We start from the raw sequence: 18615 nt of genomic DNA, 5'->3' as shown, positions 1-18615 counted from the left end.
GGGATCGAGTCGTTATGATTTCCGCTGTTTGTGCATGTGCTTGTTCCGCGGCGACCGGAGAAGAATCTTCAAAGGAGCACGTATCCATACATCACGCAGCTCGCGTATGCGAAGCGGAGCGAACGTTGCCAAATAAGGCTGCCCAAGCGATCTGAGAGTCGTAAGGTGCAAGTGAATAAATAGCAGCCCCATCATTAATCCGAAGCCGCCCAAGGTCCCAGATAGGATCATTAACGGAAAGCGCAGCACTCTGAGCGCTACCCCCAACGAATATTGCGGTATGGAAAAGGAAGCGATTCCTGTTAAAGCTACGATAATAATCATAATCGGCGAAGCGATTTTAGCTTGAATGGCAGCTTGTCCAATGACGAGAGCACCAACGATACTAACGGCTGAGCCGACAGGACGGGGAAGGCGTATACCGGCTTCACGCAGAAGCTCGAAGAAAAACTCCATTAACAAAGCTTCCACAAGGGCAGGAAACGGGATGCCTTCCCGAGTTTCAAGAACAGCCATCAACAATACGGTAGGGATAAGCTCTGAATGAAAGGTGCTCATTGCGATATATATACTTGGCAGCATAAGCGCCATGAAGAAGGCAATAACCCGAAGCTGCCGCAGCAGAGAGGCCTCGACCGTCCGATAATAGTAATCCTCGCTCGTTGCGAAAAATTCGGCAAACAGACCAGGACAGATCATAATGGACGGCGAACCTGAGACCATAACGATTATTTTGCCGTCTAATACTGCGGCGATTCCCGTATCCGGCCTCTCCGTATAGCGATGCTGTGGGAAAGGGGAATAGGTGCTGTCTTCAATTAATTCCTCTATAAAAGAGGTATCTAGAATTTCAACATCTTTTGTTGCGACAAGTCGTTTTTTGAACTCTTCCAGCGTTTCCGGATTAACGGCGCCTTCTAAATAACCGAAAGCGACTGTAGTCCGGCAATCTCCACCCGTAGAAAACATCTCAATCTTAAAAAGGTGGTTTCTTAATCGCGTCCGAAGCAAACCGATGTTTTTTGTTAAATCCTCGGTGGTGCTGTCATGGGGACCACGTACGACTGGCTCCGTAATTGGTTCGCTTACCGGTCTCGATTCAACAGAAAAAGCGTTAAAGCTGAGCGCTTTATTCCAACCATCAAAAAAGATAACGACATGTCCGCTCATAATTTGCTGTACGGCATCAGTCATAGCTTCCACGACTGAGACACGATTCGAGGTTACGCCACGATTTTCAAAAAAAAGGATGATATTCTCAGATGCTATGGAATCAAATGCCCCTGATTCTTGGGTAGCAATATCCAGGAAAGCAGATTTTAAGAAAAGAACTTCCTTCTCTTCGACAATCGTGCTGCAATGAACCGAAAGAGCCTCATATTGAAACGCGTCACCGTATCGGGATGGCTGCATGACAATGTCGTGACTATGCGAAAAAAGCTTTTCCAATTCCTCTCGTGTATAGGACAAGCTTTGTGAAATTGACTGTTGGATCATAGCTGTGTGCTGTGTCCTTTCTCATGGTAATCCTAGGAAGTATTGTGCCAATATCCGGTAAAATTATTCATTTCAAAGCGAACATTGATAGTTGAATAGCGGACTGAATGAAGCTGCCGAATTAATGCATAGAACCGGCACAACTTAACGATCGTTTATAACGTCTAACTTACATGGGATTAATTGTAATTAGGGGTGAGGAAATATGCTTCATACAGGATCAGTTATAGCTCTCTTAATGATTCAAAATATTTATATTCTAATGATGAAACCAGAATATCGATCAAAGCTAATCGGATTTAATATAGTTGCAGGTCCTATGTCAGTCTTTATGGCTATTATTTATTATTGGGGTTCTTATAGACCAAGGACAGGTCCAGTTGGAAACGGTCCAAATCATGATTTGATTTGGACTAATTTTCTAGTCATGATTATAACTGGAGGGTGCTTTATCCTTGTTGGTATTCTCGGTTTTGTCATAACAAGAAAAGTCCATTCAATACCACAACGCTATTATTTAGGAGCCGTTATAACAGTAGTCCTAATAAGTCTATTAAGCCCATTAATAACAAATCATAAAGACACTTACCTATCAGCAGAAGAAGCTGAAAGGATAGCGCTTAATCAAGCGAGAGTTGATGGATATAACGAGGTGACGATATGGAACCTGTTTGATACGGAGACAAGGACGGCATATACCTTTTCCACGGCAAAAAACAAAGATGTTAAGGTGTGGGAAGTGTTTCTTAATGCTGCCGGGCATCCAGCCAATCTGAATACGCCGGCAATCATTTATTACATCGATTCTAAAGATGGTTCAATCGTGTCGAGTGTGAAGAGTTAGCGGAATGAGGTATGATTAAAGGGTTCCTGTTGTTATAAGCATTCGAAAATAAGAAGGTGATGTTTATGCTGGTCATTTTAATTCTGATTGGTGCAATTGCAGTGATCGTTATTGCGGCAATGCTCGTCCTGCGCTTTAACCCCGTGTTTGGGGGCAGACCTAATGAGGACACGCAGGCACGTATGCAACGTTCCTCCCAATATGAGAGAGGAAAGTTTGTAAATATCATACCGACATCGATGCAAATGTCGATGCGCGACAGTCTTTTGGTCCTGAGGGAGTTCGTCTTCGGGAAGCCAGGCAGTAAGCCGGAGAAGACAGTAGCGATTAAGTCAATAAATCCTGGATCACTGCAACAGGGAGATTCTGGTGCTAAGGTCACTTGGTTTGGGCACTCAGCGCTGCTGCTTGAACTGGATGGAAAGAGGATGTTGCTGGATCCAATGTTCGGCCGCGCACCATCTCCCTTTCCTTGGATCGGAGGGAAGAGATTCAGCGACAAGCTGCCGATCGATATAGAGAACCTGCCTGCCATTGATGCCGTCATTTTTTCACATGATCACTACGATCATTTGGATTACGGCTCGATTAAACGTTTGAAGGACAAGGTTGGTCGGTTTTTTGTTCCGCTTGGGGTTGCTGCTCATCTCGAGCGCTGGGGCGTTGCCGCTGATCGGATTGAGGAGTTCAATTGGTGGGAAGAAATCGTCTGGGAAGGGATTGTATTAGCCTCTACACCGGCACGTCACTTTTCCGGACGGGGACTGACGGATCGAAATAGCACACTATGGTGCTCATGGGTCATTCTTGGCAGAGAAGCGCGGGTATTTTTCAGCGGAGACAGCGGTTATGGGCCGCACTTTCAACAGATCGGGGACAAGTATGGGCCATTTGATCTCACACTGATGGAATGTGGGCAGTACGACGAGCGTTGGCAGGCCATTCACATGCTGCCTGAAGAGACGGTGCAGGCGCATCTTGATGTGAAAGGCAACGTTATGATCCCCATCCATTGGGGAGCTTTCAAGCTGGCGCTCCATGATTGGCGTGATCCGGTGGAGCGTGCCGTGGAGGCAGCCAGAGAGCGGAGCATCAAGATTGCTACTCCACGAATCGGAGAGCCCGTCACAATTGGAGTTGAGCCATATCCCTCTACTGCATGGTGGCGTGAGTGAAGCAGGTAGCTGATCATTATGATCGGCTGCTTTTTCGTTTTATAGAAAAATGGGTAATTATATTCTAGAACGGAAACACTAGCGCAAGGAAAGAGAGGGATGATGAAAATGAAAGAGCTTTATAAGACAAGTGTCAAGGCGGTCGGAGGCCGTAACGGCAGGCTGGAATCGGATGATGGCCAGCTTGCTATTAATGTGCTGCACCCGAAGGAGCTAGGAGGACCGGGAGGGGCAACCAATCCGGAGCAACTGTTCGCAGGAGGATATGCGGCATGCTTCGAGAGCGCTTTAAATCTTGTGTGCAGGGAAAAGAAAGTCAAACCGGACAGCACGTCAGTGACCGCGCACGTGACACTTGGTAAAGATGATGAAGACCATTTCAAACTTGCTGTTACACTCGATATTTCCTTGGCTGGTGTGGAACAGGGTCAGGCTCAGGAGCTCGCTGAAGCAGCACATGAGGTGTGCCCGTACTCGAGGGCGACTCGCGGCAATATCGATGTTCAATTAAACGTGGTCTAACCATCTGAGTTTTTAGCCTTGCCATAGAGTTAAGGTCCTCGGAGGTCCTTAAACTGTCTCGAGGTTGTGATAATGATGCACTTAAGGTCCATAGAGGGCCTTAAGTGGTCGAGAAACGAGCAAAAACCTAGCAAGATGCAGCGCTTTGCATATAGGTATGTAGAATATTGCAGTTCATTTAATTACCTATGCAATATTCATTTAATCATTTTCCTGATTTGAACTAATTCATTAATATAAAAATCAAGCTGCTGCTGCATGGAATCGGTTTGTCTGAATTGATCAAGCACACTTCGTGATTCTGAGAAGGTCTCCTCTTCCAGTGCTCGAAGGGCAATACCGGCAGCAATTGCAGCAATACCGTCACCTAAAGTAGCGATAATCGCACCAATATATCCAAGCCGAGCGGCTATAAGGTCCATGGATTCACCATTCTGATTGCTGTTGTCGTCGTTATTATTGTTCTTATTGTTCATGAATCACGTTCACCCCGTGCTGGAAATTCATCTCTTCCCTGATAACAGCCTATGCATGATAAGTTGTAAGGGTATGGGCGTGGATGTTTTAACGAACCCTAGAATGCTTATTTGAATCATATGAGGCATTTTGTTTTTCTAACGAATCGTAGACACACTATTACGTGAAAAACCTCACCGAATCAGCTTGAATGGGCTAAATAGCGATACTGTGATTCGTTAGCTTTTTGAAACAGGCCTAATTAGCTGAATAAGCATATGAGGATTCGTTAGATTTGTGAAGCTGCTAATTTGCACGGAAATAGGGATGCCCTGGGCCAATGTCATTAAGTTAAGGCTTAACTTAATGACATTGGCCTTAGGCATCCCTTTGTTTGTTTAATGTTCTATTTCACTTCGCTCAAACGCTCTTCTAAACGATCCCATGTTTCGGTAATACCTTGCAACATGCCCATCTCGATAACGGTCTTAAGCGCATCACCCGAAGAATATTCGGCACGGTTAATCAGCTTTGTGGTGCCATCACCAAGGTCTACGAACTCCAGCACAATCTCGGTCGAAGGCAGCTCTTGATTGATATTACCCTCTGCATCAGAGAAGTAATCGGTGTAGCTGAAGCTGTTTGGCTCGTCGATCTCTTTATAAACACCTTTGCCCCAGGATTCCATACCGTAGAAATCGCCTTGGCTCTCATCCATACATTTCATGCAGTAGTGCCAAATGCCGCCTGGACGGAAGTCGATTGTACAAACCGGCACTTCCCAACCTCTAGGACCCCACCATTGCTTCAGATGCTCAGGCTCTTTGAACATCTTGAACACAAGCTCACGAGGCGCTCCGAATACACGCTCAAGCACCAGTACATTTTCGTTCTCTACTCTTGAAACCATAGCGTTTGTCATTATTATTCCTCCTCATTATTGTTCGGTTGTTTTTGTTGTAATTGTTCCTTGCTTTGCAGCTCCCGCAAGTAATTGTCCAGGTTGTCGTAACGTTCTTCCATGATGCGGCGGAAGGAGTTGACCCACGAATCCATAGCATGGAAGGGCTCGGGCCGCAGCTTGTAGATCCGGCGATTGGCTTCAGCCTTCACTTCGACAATGCCGCTTTCGCTAAGTACCTTCAGATGCTTGGAAGCTTGGGGCTGCCTCATCCCTAGGCGATCGGCTATTTCTCCTACCGTCAAGGGACCTTCACGCAATAGCTCGACAATATGCATACGATTTGGTTCGGCTAATGCGCTCAGCGTCGTCATTTCCATGCCTGGATGATTACCTGACATGCCCTTCACCTCTTTAAGTGTTAGTGTCGCCTGTTGTTGATTTAAATATACACCATAAGGAATATTCCTGTAAAGGAATACTTATAATTAACTTTGAATGGCTTGTATGCAACAAATTCTCACAGGTACCCGTTAACAAGATAAAGAGGAGGGCGAAGGATGAGAAGACTGTTTATTACTGCACTTGCGCTGTTGTGTATGATGACGACTGTAGCTGCTTGCAGCCAAAAATCTAAACATGAACAATCCATCCTCAATCTTCAGATCAGTAAATCTGAACCTGATGGACGGAGTTATACCGTTTATAAGAAGATTGAAGATAAAGATACGGTAACAACGGTATTAGATATTTTATCAAATGCATCTTGGGAAAAGGGAGATGTCTCGGTATCGATGTCCCGGCAGCAGGACTACAAAATTCAAACCGTTAACACGGACACGACTGTCAGTTTCGAGCCTGTAAGGTATGACATATGGCTTTCACCACAAAAAGACCAATTAGAAGTGGTCATTGATAAGCAGTCCAAGTATGGAAAAGTTTCAAAGAAAGAAACGAAGAAGCTGCTTTCGATTTTGGAGACGCCCTAAACGGGCGTTTTTTTGTTAAAGGACATAGACCCTTTTCTTTAAATACCCCTTATTTCATACAATAAACAGCAAGGCAACTGGAGGGGCTGTCCCAATCGCTGTTTCTGGCATTTGGAGCAGCTCCTTTTTTCATACAGAGAAACTTTAGCCTACCAGCTAACGAATCTACAGCACTCTATACTGGATTTGTAGCGAATCCTCATAGTGCTATTACTTCGCCATTTGGTGGGATGCGGATCCGCTCAGAGAACTGCTTGATCATCAGTGGGATTCGGTTGTGAAAGCAGGCACAGGCAAGATCGACAAATGGAATTACCAGACGCAAACAACTGAAAACCTGCTGACAGCAGAAGGTACATTATCAAATAACGGAACGAAAGGTAATCCTTCTCTGCAAGCTGACTTGTTTGGCGACTGGCGTGAAGAGGTTGTATGGCGTTCGGCGGATAGTTCCGAGCTGCGCATCTATACGACAACGGACCTGACCGATTTGCGCATTCGGACACTGATGCAGGATCCCGTCTACCGCCTTGGTGTAGCTTGGCAGAACAGCGGCTATAACCAGCCTCCGCATACAAGCTTCTTCCTTGGTGCGGGCATGGAAATGCCAGCTGCGCCACGAATTCAATACACAGCACCACAGCCGGAAGAGAATGCGATGGGTGTACCGGGAAAGCCAGTCCTCGCAAGCGACAACGGTTATGATACGGGATTACTGGACGGCAGCTACAAGGTTACGATGAACATGTGGTACGGCTACAACGGTACAACTTATAAGCTCTATGAGAACGGCGTACTAATTGATACGAAAAAGCTGACCGATAACTCGCCTACGGCCCAAACCGCTGCTACTGCGGTAAGCGGTAAGGCGAACGGCACGTACACGTATACGTGCGAGCTGATCAATTCATTTGGCACAACAGCCTGCTCGCCGTTGACCATTACGGTTAAGGACGCATCGCCCGGCAAGCCGGTGCTGTCGAACGACAACTGGGATAACAATGGCGACTATAAGGTAACGATGAACATGTGGTGGGGCACTAATGCCACGACATACAAGCTTTACGAGAATGGCACGCTTATCGACAGCCAATCGCTGACGGCGAAGACGCCAAATGCACAAACAGCGGTGACGAATATCACGGGTCGTGCGAAGGGCGCTCACGAATACCGCGTGGAACTAATCAATGATGCTGGTGTAACGGAAAGTACAGTTATGAAGGTAACAGTGAAATAGCTTTTATCGAAAGAGGGCGGGCAGCTGATTATTATAGCTGTCTGTCCTTTTTCCTTTTTCGCTACCAACCTCTTTATCTGTACGTATGAGGGTATAATAAGAACAAAGGATAAAGGGAGCATAGCACGAGACAATGAAATCAATGAGTAAGCAAAATAGAGTATTATTACGAGCATTTGCCTTCACAATTATGATTCTAGTTGTATTCGGATGGATTGCGCAGCTCGTCAGCAGGCAAGAGATTGCAGCATTTGATCACAAAATAACAGACGCCATTCGTAATGTACATTCCGATACGATGACAATCTGGATGAAGATCTTCACTGAGCTTGGATCGGAATTTTTAGTTATTCTTTTGATCGTCATCTTTGCAGCGGTATTGGGGTTTATCGGTTATCGGAGAGAGCTTATCTTCTATCTCGGCGTTATAGGAGTTTCGGCGCTGCTCAACCTGCTGCTGAAGGCAATCTTCCAACGGGCGAGACCGGATATTAACCGGATTGTTGAGGCTTCCGGGTTCAGTTTTCCCAGCGGGCATTCGATGTCAGCCTTTACGTTATACGGAATCACGATCTATTTCTTGTGGAAGCACTTGAAGCATAGATGGATGCGAACGGCTGTTATTCTGATCGGAACTGTGCTCATCGTGATGATTGGGATCAGCAGAATTTATCTTGGAGTTCATTATCCGAGTGATGTAATTGGCGGGTATTTGATAAGTGCGGCATGGCTGATCATGAGTATTGGATTATATGAGCGTTTCCTGGAACAAAGGTGGCTTTCACGGAAGTTCCGGCTTCAGGAAGAGAGAAATGAAGGACCGTCCCCTATATAGGATGGTCCTTTTTCATGTGCAGCGGATCATCTTTTCCTCCACATAAGCGGCTTCATCATGTGCAGCAGAGGAGTTGCGAATTTACGGCGTGACTTTTTCAAATCGTCATCGTGCTTCACATATCGGCCAGAGCGAATTGCCCGGTTGATCTCTTCTTGGCGCATTTTGTACAGCAGCTCAGTCGTATGGTAATTATGGTATGGCATAGGAACATCTCCTTTATTTTTTTGGTGGATCTCGCTTGTTAATTTCATTATGCAGGTGAAAGAAAGGTGTAAAAAGTGTAGAATATGCTCAATAGATTTCCCCTTTTAAGCGAGGTGAGGAAAAACGATGTTAACGATCGAACGTTATTTGACGCTGTATGAGCGGTTTGCGAGTGAGCTTGGAGCTGGGGCAGCGGCTGAGGCGTCCATTGTGCAAGTAGCGGAGGCGCTGTATTGTACGGAACGAAATGCCAAGCTTGTTCTCCGCAAACTGTCCGAGGAAGGCTTCATTGAGTGGAAGGCCGGTAGAGGCAGGGGCAACCGCTCGCAGATTACCTTCCGGGAAGACCGGGAGAAGCTGCTTCACGACCTATCACGGCAATATGCGGAAGACGGCGAATACAATAAGGCCTTTCATCTTCTCCAGACCTTTGGGGAAGGGACGGCGGCGAATGAAAAATTTATGGAGTGGATGAGCGATAGCTTTGGCTTCCACAAGCAGCTGGGGAAAGAGGCCGATGTGCTTCGTCTTCCGATTACGAGGGTTATTACGACGCTGGATCCGGCAGAATGTGTCTTCTCGTTTGATTCCCATTTGATTCAACAGATCTTTGATAAGCTTGTTGTGCTGGAGGAGAATACGGGACGGATCTTGCCGGGAATTGCCCATGATTGGGAGTGTAATGAAGACGCCACGACGTGGACCTTTCACTTAAGGAAAGGGGTATTATTCCATGATGGAACGGAGTTAACCGCTTCAGATGTCGTCTATACGATAGAACGTCTAAGAAGCGGGAAGTTCAACAGCTGGATTATGCGATCGCTTGGCAAGGTTGAAGCAGTATCCGATCGGATTGTTCGTTTTCAACTGGATAAATCGAACTGGTTATTTCTCAAATACGCCTGCTCGAACGTAATGGCGATCCTGCCCTCCGGGCTGCGAGGACAAAATGAGGAAGTGTTCTGGAAGATGCCCATTGGAACGGGTCCTTTCCAGATTGACGAGTGGACCAGCGGAAGGCTGCTGCTTGGAGCGAACCTGCATTATTTTCAAGGACGTCCTCACCTCGATCAAGTCGAGATTATACTTGTGCCGCAACATGAGGCGCTTATGGAACGAATGGTAACCTGGCAGCAGCTGATCTGTGATCCAAAGCAGCAGGCGGTTACGGTGGAGAACGGCTGGATCAAGCTTGAATCCAAGAATGTCTGCACAAGTATGCTCAGTTGGAACATGCAAAGGGAAGGGCCGCAGCAGTCCGAGTTATTCCGAAGCCTTGTAGATCAGCTGCTTGACCGGAAGCTTATGATTCAAGAGCTTGGAGGATATCGACATTCTCCAGCGAATGGCTTTTTTCCTGAGTCAGAACCTTCAGCATCATTAACAACGCCAAGCAGACTTCCATTTTCTCCGGAAGAGCTGCGAAAACAGATTAGTGATAACGGATTTGATCAATCGCCGATTACGTTATGTGCACATACAGCTCATTCGGCGGATGCCTTTTGGATTCAGAAGCAGTGTATGGAATATGGCATTGAGGTAAAGGTTCGTATTGAAGGACCGGAGACAATTCATAGTGTCCTTGACGAGGTCGATCTCACGTTTCATTCGCTTGTATTTCCGGAGGATGAAGTCAGCTTAATCGAGAGCTGTGAACAGGATAATAGTTTCCTGAAAAGACTGATGACGCCAGCACTGTCTGCCTGGACAATCGAGAGATTTGATGAGGCGCTTGCTTGCAAAAATTCGCAAGACCGAATGGCTATCTATGCGGATATTGAAAGTAGACTTCACGGGGAGTACCAGGTCTTATTCCTGCTTCATAACCGGTTTTATACTGACTATCACCCAACGCTCAAAGGTGTCCGAATTAATTCACTAGGATGGATTGATTTCAAGCACATTTGGCGTGCCTAACAATTAGCATGATTAACAGCCTGCATTCAGCAGGCTTTTTTGTATGCAATGAGCAGCTATTCGGCTGATGCCGGAGCAAGACCGACCGATAAGGCACGGTTTCCCCACATGACTTTTTGCACAGCATCAGCTTGTAAGTCCTGGCATTGCACAATGACGGTAACGTCTGACTTATGTTTGTCCTGCTGCCGCCTGTTTTTCTTGGAGAGAATCACATGTATTCCGAACCCTAGACCAAAGCCGATAAAGGCGGCGATAATCCCCCAAATCACCGGTCCCCATGTCCATATAAACCCAAGGCAGGTTCCAATGACAGACAATGCCGTAGCGCATGCAATACCAATCTCGACTCTAATGAATATGATCAGCTCCAAAATATAGATAGTCCCGGCAATACAAATATAGTAGGGGATGATCATGGAGCTTCGAGCTTTAACCCACGAGAAAATAAAGAAAACAATACTGGTTATTGTAAGGAGCAGATAAGGGACATAAGAAGGGATAAGATCAACTCCTAAAGCAAGGTATAGACTTATTTTTCCAATCACATCCAGATTTATTCCATTGATATTCTCTTGAGGGCTGAAGATAGTATGATGACGATCACATCAAACCTTCAAGCTCACCAAACATTCACGTAATCTTTCTTTAATATGATGGATGTGTACCATATTTTACCTATTGGGAGAGTGAATTGATGTACACATCACCACTGCAGCGCTTGGTGAAAACAGCTTTAGTTGGGACGGTAGCGGCCGCTTTACTGACTGCTCCATTCCTCTATTCGCAATCGGCTTTCGCAGCTGTCGGCACGCCAAACTACGAGGTTAAGCTGAACCTGGATCCGGCTCTTGTGCTGGATTCGAGTCACAATCTGGTGAGCTCAGTCAGAAGTGAGTTCGATACGGGGAGCTCCTACAAATCTTACAAAGTACAGTACATGGATACGGCAGCTCAAAGCATGCAAGGGCAAGGATGGGGCGAGCGGATTCGTAAGCGCGATGATCAAAGCACGCATGAAATTCAATTCAAGAAACGGTACGATGTGGCCAATGGTGACATTAACGCGGCATTGACGCAAGCTGCCGGTGAAGGACTTGATTCGTCTTCTGGCTTCGACTTCCAAGTCGATTGGGGTTATTCCAAACAAACGCTCAGCGTTGCATATGAAAAGGATGTTGCGGTGTCCGGCTCCAGCGGCAGCGGACTTAAGATGCCGAATGAAGCGACCTCCCGCACCGTATCGGTAGCTAATGAGCCGAGCAAATTCGCCAATTGGACAAGCACAGGCTGGGGAACAAAGCAGCTGAATAATTCGGTTGTATATGGTCCGGTAGACTTCAAACGTTATGAAGGAACGTTCGACGATCTTGATCTGGACATTGAAGTCTGGACAGTGCTGAACGAAGCGAAGACGGGCAATGAGTACTGGGTAGAAGCTTCCTTTAAGGCGGATACTTACAGTGAAGCCAATTCGGCTCGTACAGATCTGATTAACACACTGAACAGCAAGGGCTGGCTCATCCCGCAGGATCTGCTGCGGACAACCCAAATTATTGAGCGTTATGCACCGGCTCCTGTAACACCGGATACAACAGCTCCAACGGTGCCAACGAATGTAACTGCAACAGCGGCATCAAGCAGCCAGGTCAATCTGAACTGGACTGCTTCCACTGACAATGTGGGTGTAACGGGCTATAATGTGTACCGCAATGGTTCGCTTGTTGGCACTTCAACATCGGCTTCCTTCAGTGATACTGGCCTGACGGCATTAACAAGCTACTCTTATACGGTAAAAGCAAAGGATGCGGCTGGTAATGAATCGGCTGCAAGTACAGCGGTTAACGCAACGACTTTGGCTGCAGGCAGCGGCGGTACAACTGGCGGTACGTATAACATGGATGGAAGCACGGGTGCTTATATCGAAGCGGAGAACTATACGTCCAAGAACGGGACTTTCGTCGATGCGGCATGCTCCGTATGTTCGAACGGGCATGATATGGAGACGGCAAATGGCTCGGGCGACAGCAGCACGAACTATATCGCCTATACAATTAACGTAACAAATGGCGGCTCCTTCTATGTTCATATGCTGAGCAGCGGCGTCGACACAAGCTCGGACAGCTTTACGGTTGCGATTGACAGCACCTCCGGCTCGCAGCTGACTACGACCTCGAACAGCACATGGGCTTGGAAAAAACCTAGCAGTTCAATCTCGATCGCGACTGGTACGCATACCCTATACATCAAAGTCAGAGAAGACGGCGCGAAGGTAGATAAAATCTACCTGTCGAAGTCGAGCACGGCTCCAACTGGTTTGGGCGGCACAGCTGTAACGCCAGTAAGCTAGGAAGATATAGAGCTGACTATTCACGCTATTCCTCGAAAAGAATCTTCGGCAAATAAGACCCTCGGAGGGTCTTATTTGCTTTTATTGCTCTATTCCCGAGATGAATAAGACCCCCTCAGGGTCTTATTCATCTTAAGAATGGGGATTTCTATGGCCATATCGCCCGCTAGCCTAGAAATAAGACCCTGAGAGGGACTTATACATGACGAGTCGTCTAATTCCTGAGCAATAAGACCCTCTCAGGGTCTTATTACTTTTAAGAAAGGCTCAAAGAACAATCCACCTTCAGCAAGTCTTTCAACTAAATGATCAAGACCGGTAACCTGGGTTACTAGTTTTTCGACATAGCAGGTTCATTCTTCAGCAAATACGATTTTCCTGAAATCGGAAACGCCAGCTGCATCACCTGCGTATATGCCCAATATTGGCTAATGCTGCATGTTTTTAAAGCGTTGGACGAATTTGCTAGGAATTAAACTTATATCCATAAATTACTCGCCCCAAGATTTAACATTATTGTACAATGATAATGAGATGAGAGAATTCTTTCGGCAGAGGGGAGGCGGTTGAGCTTGACCAGATACATAAAGCTGCTTGGTTTGACACTTGGTGTCGCAGCGTTGAATATTGTCGTTTTCTCCAGCGGACTTATCGGGATCGAGATTGGTACCGATGCGCTTTCTTCGGCAATTGGCGTAACTGTTCTTTTCGCCAGCGCCATTACGCTGACCTATGGGTGTTACTTCCTCGTATTTAAAGCCCCGGTAACTCTGCCGGTGAAAGAGATTAAGACGCATGAAGATTATATTGAGGCATTATCTCGCTTCAGGCGTACTAAGGTTTTAGAAGAAGATATCGAATTGGCTTTGCGTCAACTGGAACGAATGAGGAAGAAAAAGAACACGCTGCTCGAGGTATTGAAACAGCGATTCGATCCCGCGGAATTGAGCTATAAGAAGTTTTCTTCCGTCATCTACGAGGTGGAGAAGCTCTTCTACCTGAACGTCAGGAGCATCCTTAATCGGCTGCATACGTTCGATGCATCGGAGTTCGAAAGCGTTGCGGGCCGGAAGCCGTCGGCATTGCCGCAGGAGTTGCTGCAAGCCAGAAAAAACGTGTACGGCGAATACCTTTTCTTCACCAAGCAATCGCTCGGCACAAACGAGGAAATCTTGTTAAAGCTGGATCAGCTCATGCTCGAGATCTCCCGCTTGGATAGTTTGGAGCCAGGCGACATCGACAGCATGCCTTGCATGCAGGAGATCGACACGTTGATCAAACAAACCCAATACTACAAGAATTAAGAGGTGGCCTGGATGCAAAAAAAGAGTAAGTTTTTGTTGATCTCTACTGTTCTTCTGGTGGTCGTCTTCGGGCTTGTATATGCCGGGGTAACCTTGACCTCCAATCTGGGCAAATCGAAAGCGGAGGTGACGGCAGAAAATGCCGGGGATCGTTTGAGCAATCTGTTCAAAAAAATTTCCCCGACTACAGAAACACCAGTGAAAGGCCAAATCGACTTGGATCCCGTCGATGTCGCCGCGTCCTTGCCCGACATCAGTAAGTTTCCCGTCACGGTGAACAATACGAACGACAATTTCGTCGAGATTTTCTCGTCCACGGAAAAGTCGGGAACGGGCGTCGACGGCTGGCTGACGGACGTGGCGACCGAGTTTAACAACGCGAATATAACCGTGAACGGAAAACCCGTGTCGGTCAAGATTCGCAATATCGCCTCGGGCACGGCTGCGGACTATATCAAATCCGGCAAGTACGTCCCTGATGCGTTCACCCCCTCGAATGAACTATGGGGCGAAATGGTTCAGGCAAGCGGGGTTAACACACAGCTCGTGACCAAACGTTTAGTCGGCAATGTTCCTGGAATTGTTATCGCCAAAGCGAAGTACGACGCCATGATCGACAAGTACGGCTCCGTCAATATCCAATCCGTCACGGAAGCCATCGCAAATAACGAGCTCTCCATGGGGTATACCGATCCTTTCGCGAGCTCAACGGGCTTGAATTTTCTCGTAACTGCACTTCATACCTTCGATAATACGAATATATTGAGCGATAAGGCGGTACAAGAGTTCGAAAAATTCCAGTCCAATGTACCGTTCATCGCCTCCACGACCATTCAGATGCGCGATGCGGCTAAGACCGGCGCCCTGGACGGATTCGTACTTGAATATCAGACGTACGTTAACGCCGCCGATTTGAAAAGTGGATACGTATTTACACCATTTGGGTTCAGACACGATAGTCCACTCTACGCATTAGGCGATCTACCGCAGGAGAAGCTGGATATTCTCAAGAAATTTGCCGAGTTCGTGACGCAGGACAAATATATGAAAACCGCGCAGGAAAAAGGATTTAATGGCCTTGATACCTACAAGTCGGAACTCGCCTCCGTGGATGGCGACCTGCTTATATCCGCGCAGAAGGTATGGAAAGAGAAGAAGAATGGCAGTAAGCCAATCACGGCTGTTTTCGTCACAGACGTTTCCGGGAGCATGGACGGCGAGCCAATCAATCGTTTGAAAGAGTCGCTCTTGAAAGGGCAGAAATACCTAGGCAGAGATAACAGCATCGGTCTCGTCTCGTATTCGGACGGCGTTACCATCAAGCTGCCGATCGCGAAGTACGATACGAATCAGCAGTCCCTGTTCGTCGGAGCGGTCAATAGTCTGCAGTCTGGTGGCGGGACGGCCACCTTCGATGGAATCGTCGTAGCTCTGAAGCTGCTCGAAGATCAATTGGCTATCGACCCGAACACCAAGCCGATCATCTTCGTCCTAAGCGATGGCGAGACGAACCAGGGCTATACGCTGCAGGACATCAAAGGATTAATCGAGACGTATAAGATTCCGATCTACACGATCGGCTACAACGCTAATATTCAAGCGCTGCAGAATATCTCCAGCATCAACGAAGCGGCAAGCATTAACGCGGATACGGACGATGTCGTATACAAGATCGGCAATCTATTCAATGTGCAAATGTAAACATTCCGAGGGGGAATTTCAATGGCATTTTCGATGAACGTATCTAGTCCAGAGGAGCTGACGGCCGAGATCGAGCCTACGATAAGGCCATTACCGGAGGAAGAGGTTAAGCTGAAAAAAGAAGCAGATTCGAACGTCGAGATGATTATGGCGATGGATGTCGAGTCCCTGGACCAGCGCAAAGAGATTCTTCAATCGATCGATGCCTTCGGTCTGAACACCATGAAACGATCTTCCGACAAAAACACGCTGCTGCAGGTATCGGTCGGCAATCTTGCGAAATCGGGTGATGAGGGCGGTCCGGTTGCGAAGGGACTTGCCGAATTGCACACGCAGCTGAAGGATCTGGATCCGAGCATGATCGACTTTGCCAAGAAGGGATTTCTCGGCAAACTATTCAATCCACTGCGGTCGTACTTCCTTAAGTTCGAGAAGGCAGACGATGTGATCGCCGATATTGTAGTGTCGCTGGATAAAGGCGGTGCTGTGCTCAGGAACGACAATACGACGCTGGAGCTTGAGCAGCATGATATCCGAAAGCTAACCAAAACGCTCAAGAAGGAAATTCAGCTCGGGATGCTTATGGACGAATCCATCGAAGCCCAGATCGAAGCGGCAAAAGGCAGCGGTGAAGACCCCGAGAAGATTCGGTTCATAACCGAGGAAATCCTGTTCCCGATGCGCCAGCGTGTCATGGATTTACAGCAAATGCTGGTCGTTAATCAGCAGGGGATCCTGGCATATGAGGTCGTCATCCGCAATAATAAGGAGCTCATTCGCGGCGTGGACCGAGCGAAGACGGTCACGATCTCTGCTTTGAAAATTGCCGTTACGGTAGCGAGCGCCTTGTATAATCAAGGCATCGTTCTCAAGAAAATCGAACTTTTGAATCAGACCACTACGAATCTTATCGCCGGAACGTCCCGGATGCTCAAGGAACAAGGAGTAGCCATTCAACAGCAAGCGATAGAAGCTACGGTCTCGGTCGATACCTTGAAACAAGCGTTTGCGGACGTACTGTCCGCATTCGATTCGATCAGCTCGTACAAACAGCAAGCACTTCCGAAAATGAGGGAAACCATCAACCAATTCAGGACGTTGGCTGACGATGGCGAGAAGCATATTTTACGGCTTGAGAAGGGCAACGCTTTGGGGTTGTAAAGAAGCGTTAGGAATTCCATAGTCTCCACCTCAATTCCTTGGTATAGTCAATCTATGTCTATATGAAGGAATTGAGGTTTTTTTTCATGTCTATCAAAACAAACGCCTGCCGGAAACTAGATTCCATGCGTATTTCCTACACCTTACATGAGTACGAGTGGGATGAGGATCAGCTCGACGTCGATACCGTTGCTGTTAAGGTGGGTTTACCGCCCAGCCATCTATATAAAACGTTAGTTCTAAGAGGAGATAAGACAGGAGTAATTGCTGCCTGCATCCCCGGTGATAAGGAACTGAACCTGAAAAGTCTCGCGAAAGTGAGCGGCAATAAGAAGGTAGAGATGGTCGCGGTCAAAGAGATAGAGGCTCTTACCGGCTACATCCGTGGTGGAGTATCACCTCTTGGAATGAAGAAGAAGTACCCATTCTACTTGCACGAATCCGTGCTGTCGATGGAGCTGGTCAGTATCAGCGCTGGTAGGCGCGGGCTGCAGATCTTCCTCAGTGGAAATGATCTGGCAAAGGCTTCAGAAGGAAGTTTAGTTGATATTGTAGATTAAAAAGATTGAACGATTCTCGAAACGGCAAGCCTGATGATATTAACTTGTCAGTTGAAGGATCGGTGACCCGATTGAAGATTATTAGAAGAATAGGTGTATCCATTCTGTTCTCCTTATTGCTAGCCTGGGCTTTACTTTTTCTCAACTACTACGGTAATGTTCTATGGAAACAATTTAAGGCGGAACGGAATGTCAGTCATTTTCTGAAAGCTGTTCAGCAGCAACATTACGATGAGGCGGTCAGTCTGTTTGGTGGTCCTTTTAATAAGGAAAGCCTACAGCAGCTTCAGCCGTTTCGCTTAGTGAAGTATGGCCGTATTAATGCTGATTTTGATGATGGCTGTGTATGCAGTGGTCACGCTGAACTGACATTTCAGGCGGATGGCTTGCCGATTACAGTGCCCGCTATCTTTGCGCTGAGAGAAGGCAATAAGCCGGGCCAAATCTGTGCCCTAACGACTAAGGAACAGCGAGCAGCCATGCCACAGTTAGCAGAATGGAATATTGTGGTTTGCGGGAGCGATTCTTTTTAGAATTCTCCCTTATTCCGCCGCATATAGATGCTTCTTTCTCTGAATCCAAGCGATTTCCAGAAAGCATAGCCCGTCTCATTCCCATGCATCACATCGATATCGATATCCTCTGTATCTAACCGCTCAAGCAGTATCTCGAAAGCCAACTTGCCATATCTATTCCTTCTCTGTTCACGACAGATGAAGAACTGTCTTACATACAAAGGCTTCCTAGTATGATCTACTAACGCATAACCGATCATTTCGTCTTCCCTCTTAAACAGGTAGGCGTTATAATCTGTACGAATAAACTGCCGCATTCTCACTTTCAGTTGTTCGATATTCATTGTATTATCGTGACGCTCATCCTCAATAAGCTGCTTATTCAGCTCAGCCAGAAGCTCCAAATCTTCTTCTGTACATACTCGCAACGTTAACATAAGAATC

Annotated in this window: 19 protein-coding genes and 1 pseudogene; 13 read left to right on the top strand and 7 right to left on the bottom strand. The window is 47.0% G+C overall.

The window, feature by feature from the left end:
• Positions 1–12 precede the first annotated feature (12 nt).
• Positions 13–1449: a spore germination protein gene (locus AC0YNT_RS20615; RefSeq protein ID WP_475806322.1), complete on the bottom strand. Its 1437-nt coding sequence runs from the start codon at positions 1447–1449 to the stop codon at positions 13–15.
• A 253-nt stretch (positions 1450–1702) separates the two neighbouring features.
• On the opposite strand from AC0YNT_RS20615, the gene AC0YNT_RS20610 reads away from it, so the two are divergent.
• The 3 genes from AC0YNT_RS20610 to AC0YNT_RS20600 all read left to right on the top strand — a co-directional run bounded on the left by AC0YNT_RS20610 (position 1703) and on the right by AC0YNT_RS20600 (position 4038).
• Complete coding sequence (locus tag AC0YNT_RS20610; protein WP_475806321.1) at positions 1703–2341, top strand: hypothetical protein; 639 nt, start codon at positions 1703–1705, stop codon at positions 2339–2341.
• A 65-nt stretch (positions 2342–2406) separates the two neighbouring features.
• Positions 2407–3516 (top strand): MBL fold metallo-hydrolase, encoded by a 1110-nt coding sequence (locus tag AC0YNT_RS20605; RefSeq protein ID WP_475806320.1) that lies wholly within the window; start codon positions 2407–2409, stop codon positions 3514–3516.
• A 108-nt stretch (positions 3517–3624) separates the two neighbouring features.
• Positions 3625–4038: an organic hydroperoxide resistance protein gene (locus tag AC0YNT_RS20600; protein WP_475806397.1), complete on the top strand. Its 414-nt coding sequence runs from the start codon at positions 3625–3627 to the stop codon at positions 4036–4038.
• A gap of 197 nt (positions 4039–4235) precedes the next feature.
• Here AC0YNT_RS20600 and AC0YNT_RS20595 read toward each other — a convergent pair whose 3' ends face one another.
• The 3 genes from AC0YNT_RS20595 to AC0YNT_RS20585 form a co-directional block, all read right to left on the bottom strand.
• Positions 4236–4514, bottom strand: a complete 279-nt coding sequence (locus AC0YNT_RS20595; protein WP_475806319.1) for a translation initiation factor 2 — start codon at positions 4512–4514, stop codon at positions 4236–4238.
• Positions 4515–4900: 386 nt separating this feature from the next.
• The gene (locus AC0YNT_RS20590; RefSeq protein WP_167279495.1) at positions 4901–5419 is read right to left on the bottom strand and encodes an SRPBCC domain-containing protein; all 519 of its coding nucleotides are present in this window, start codon (positions 5417–5419) and stop codon (positions 4901–4903) included.
• Positions 5419–5796 (bottom strand): ArsR/SmtB family transcription factor, encoded by a 378-nt coding sequence (locus AC0YNT_RS20585; protein WP_475806318.1) that lies wholly within the window; start codon positions 5794–5796, stop codon positions 5419–5421. Before AC0YNT_RS20585 ends, AC0YNT_RS20590 begins: the two co-directional genes overlap by 1 nt.
• Positions 5797–5955: 159 nt before the next feature.
• On the opposite strand from AC0YNT_RS20585, the gene AC0YNT_RS20580 reads away from it, so the two are divergent.
• From AC0YNT_RS20580 to AC0YNT_RS20570, 3 genes and pseudogenes are all read left to right on the top strand, one after another.
• The gene (locus AC0YNT_RS20580) at positions 5956–6384 is read left to right on the top strand and encodes a YhfM domain-containing protein (protein ID WP_475806317.1); all 429 of its coding nucleotides are present in this window, start codon (positions 5956–5958) and stop codon (positions 6382–6384) included.
• A gap of 214 nt (positions 6385–6598) precedes the next feature.
• Positions 6599–7621 (top strand): annotated as a pseudogene (locus tag AC0YNT_RS20575) (rhamnogalacturonan lyase family protein); the annotation flags it as partial.
• 142 nt (positions 7622–7763) lie between these two features.
• On the top strand, positions 7764–8456 hold the full coding sequence (locus tag AC0YNT_RS20570) for a phosphatase PAP2 family protein (RefSeq protein ID WP_475806316.1): 693 nt from the start codon (positions 7764–7766) through the stop codon (positions 8454–8456).
• 26 nt (positions 8457–8482) lie between these two features.
• Here the strand turns inward: AC0YNT_RS20570 and AC0YNT_RS20565 are convergent, their stop codons facing one another.
• Positions 8483–8662: a hypothetical protein gene (locus AC0YNT_RS20565; protein WP_475806315.1), complete on the bottom strand. Its 180-nt coding sequence runs from the start codon at positions 8660–8662 to the stop codon at positions 8483–8485.
• Between the two features lie 127 nt (positions 8663–8789).
• On the opposite strand from AC0YNT_RS20565, the gene AC0YNT_RS20560 reads away from it, so the two are divergent.
• Positions 8790–10580, top strand: a complete 1791-nt coding sequence (locus AC0YNT_RS20560) for an ABC transporter substrate-binding protein (RefSeq protein ID WP_475806314.1) — start codon at positions 8790–8792, stop codon at positions 10578–10580.
• Between the two features lie 56 nt (positions 10581–10636).
• On the opposite strand, the gene AC0YNT_RS20555 is transcribed toward AC0YNT_RS20560, so the two are convergent.
• Positions 10637–10954 (bottom strand): hypothetical protein, encoded by a 318-nt coding sequence (locus tag AC0YNT_RS20555; protein WP_475806313.1) that lies wholly within the window; start codon positions 10952–10954, stop codon positions 10637–10639.
• A 323-nt stretch (positions 10955–11277) separates the two neighbouring features.
• On the opposite strand from AC0YNT_RS20555, the gene AC0YNT_RS20550 reads away from it, so the two are divergent.
• The 6 genes from AC0YNT_RS20550 (at position 11278) to AC0YNT_RS20525 (ending at position 18189) form a co-directional block, all read left to right on the top strand.
• A complete protein-coding gene (locus AC0YNT_RS20550) occupies positions 11278–12930 on the top strand; it encodes a fibronectin type III domain-containing protein (RefSeq protein WP_475806312.1) in 1653 nt (550 codons plus the stop codon).
• A 572-nt stretch (positions 12931–13502) separates the two neighbouring features.
• Positions 13503–14234, top strand: a complete 732-nt coding sequence (locus tag AC0YNT_RS20545; RefSeq protein ID WP_475806311.1) for a hypothetical protein — start codon at positions 13503–13505, stop codon at positions 14232–14234.
• Positions 14235–14246: 12 nt separating this feature from the next.
• Positions 14247–15935, top strand: a complete 1689-nt coding sequence (locus AC0YNT_RS20540; protein WP_475806310.1) for a vWA domain-containing protein — start codon at positions 14247–14249, stop codon at positions 15933–15935.
• A gap of 21 nt (positions 15936–15956) precedes the next feature.
• Positions 15957–17096, top strand: a complete 1140-nt coding sequence (locus AC0YNT_RS20535; RefSeq protein WP_475806309.1) for a toxic anion resistance protein — start codon at positions 15957–15959, stop codon at positions 17094–17096.
• An 86-nt stretch (positions 17097–17182) separates the two neighbouring features.
• Positions 17183–17656 carry a Cys-tRNA(Pro) deacylase gene (ybaK, locus tag AC0YNT_RS20530; protein WP_475806308.1) on the top strand — a complete coding sequence of 158 codons (474 nt, stop codon included), beginning with the start codon at positions 17183–17185 and terminating at the stop codon, positions 17654–17656.
• Between the two features lie 5 nt (positions 17657–17661).
• Positions 17662–18189, top strand: coding sequence for a hypothetical protein (locus AC0YNT_RS20525; protein WP_475806307.1), 528 nt, complete (start codon positions 17662–17664; stop codon positions 18187–18189).
• On the opposite strand, the gene AC0YNT_RS20520 is transcribed toward AC0YNT_RS20525, so the two are convergent.
• A complete protein-coding gene (locus AC0YNT_RS20520) occupies positions 18186–18608 on the bottom strand; it encodes a GNAT family N-acetyltransferase (RefSeq protein ID WP_475806306.1) in 423 nt (140 codons plus the stop codon). The genes AC0YNT_RS20525 and AC0YNT_RS20520 overlap by 4 nt on opposite strands.
• Positions 18609–18615 lie beyond the last annotated feature (7 nt).

Source organism: Paenibacillus sp. J22R56 (assembly GCF_056269375.1).
Note: the sequence above shows the minus strand (reverse complement) of the source record. Positions and strands in the feature narration are given on the sequence as shown.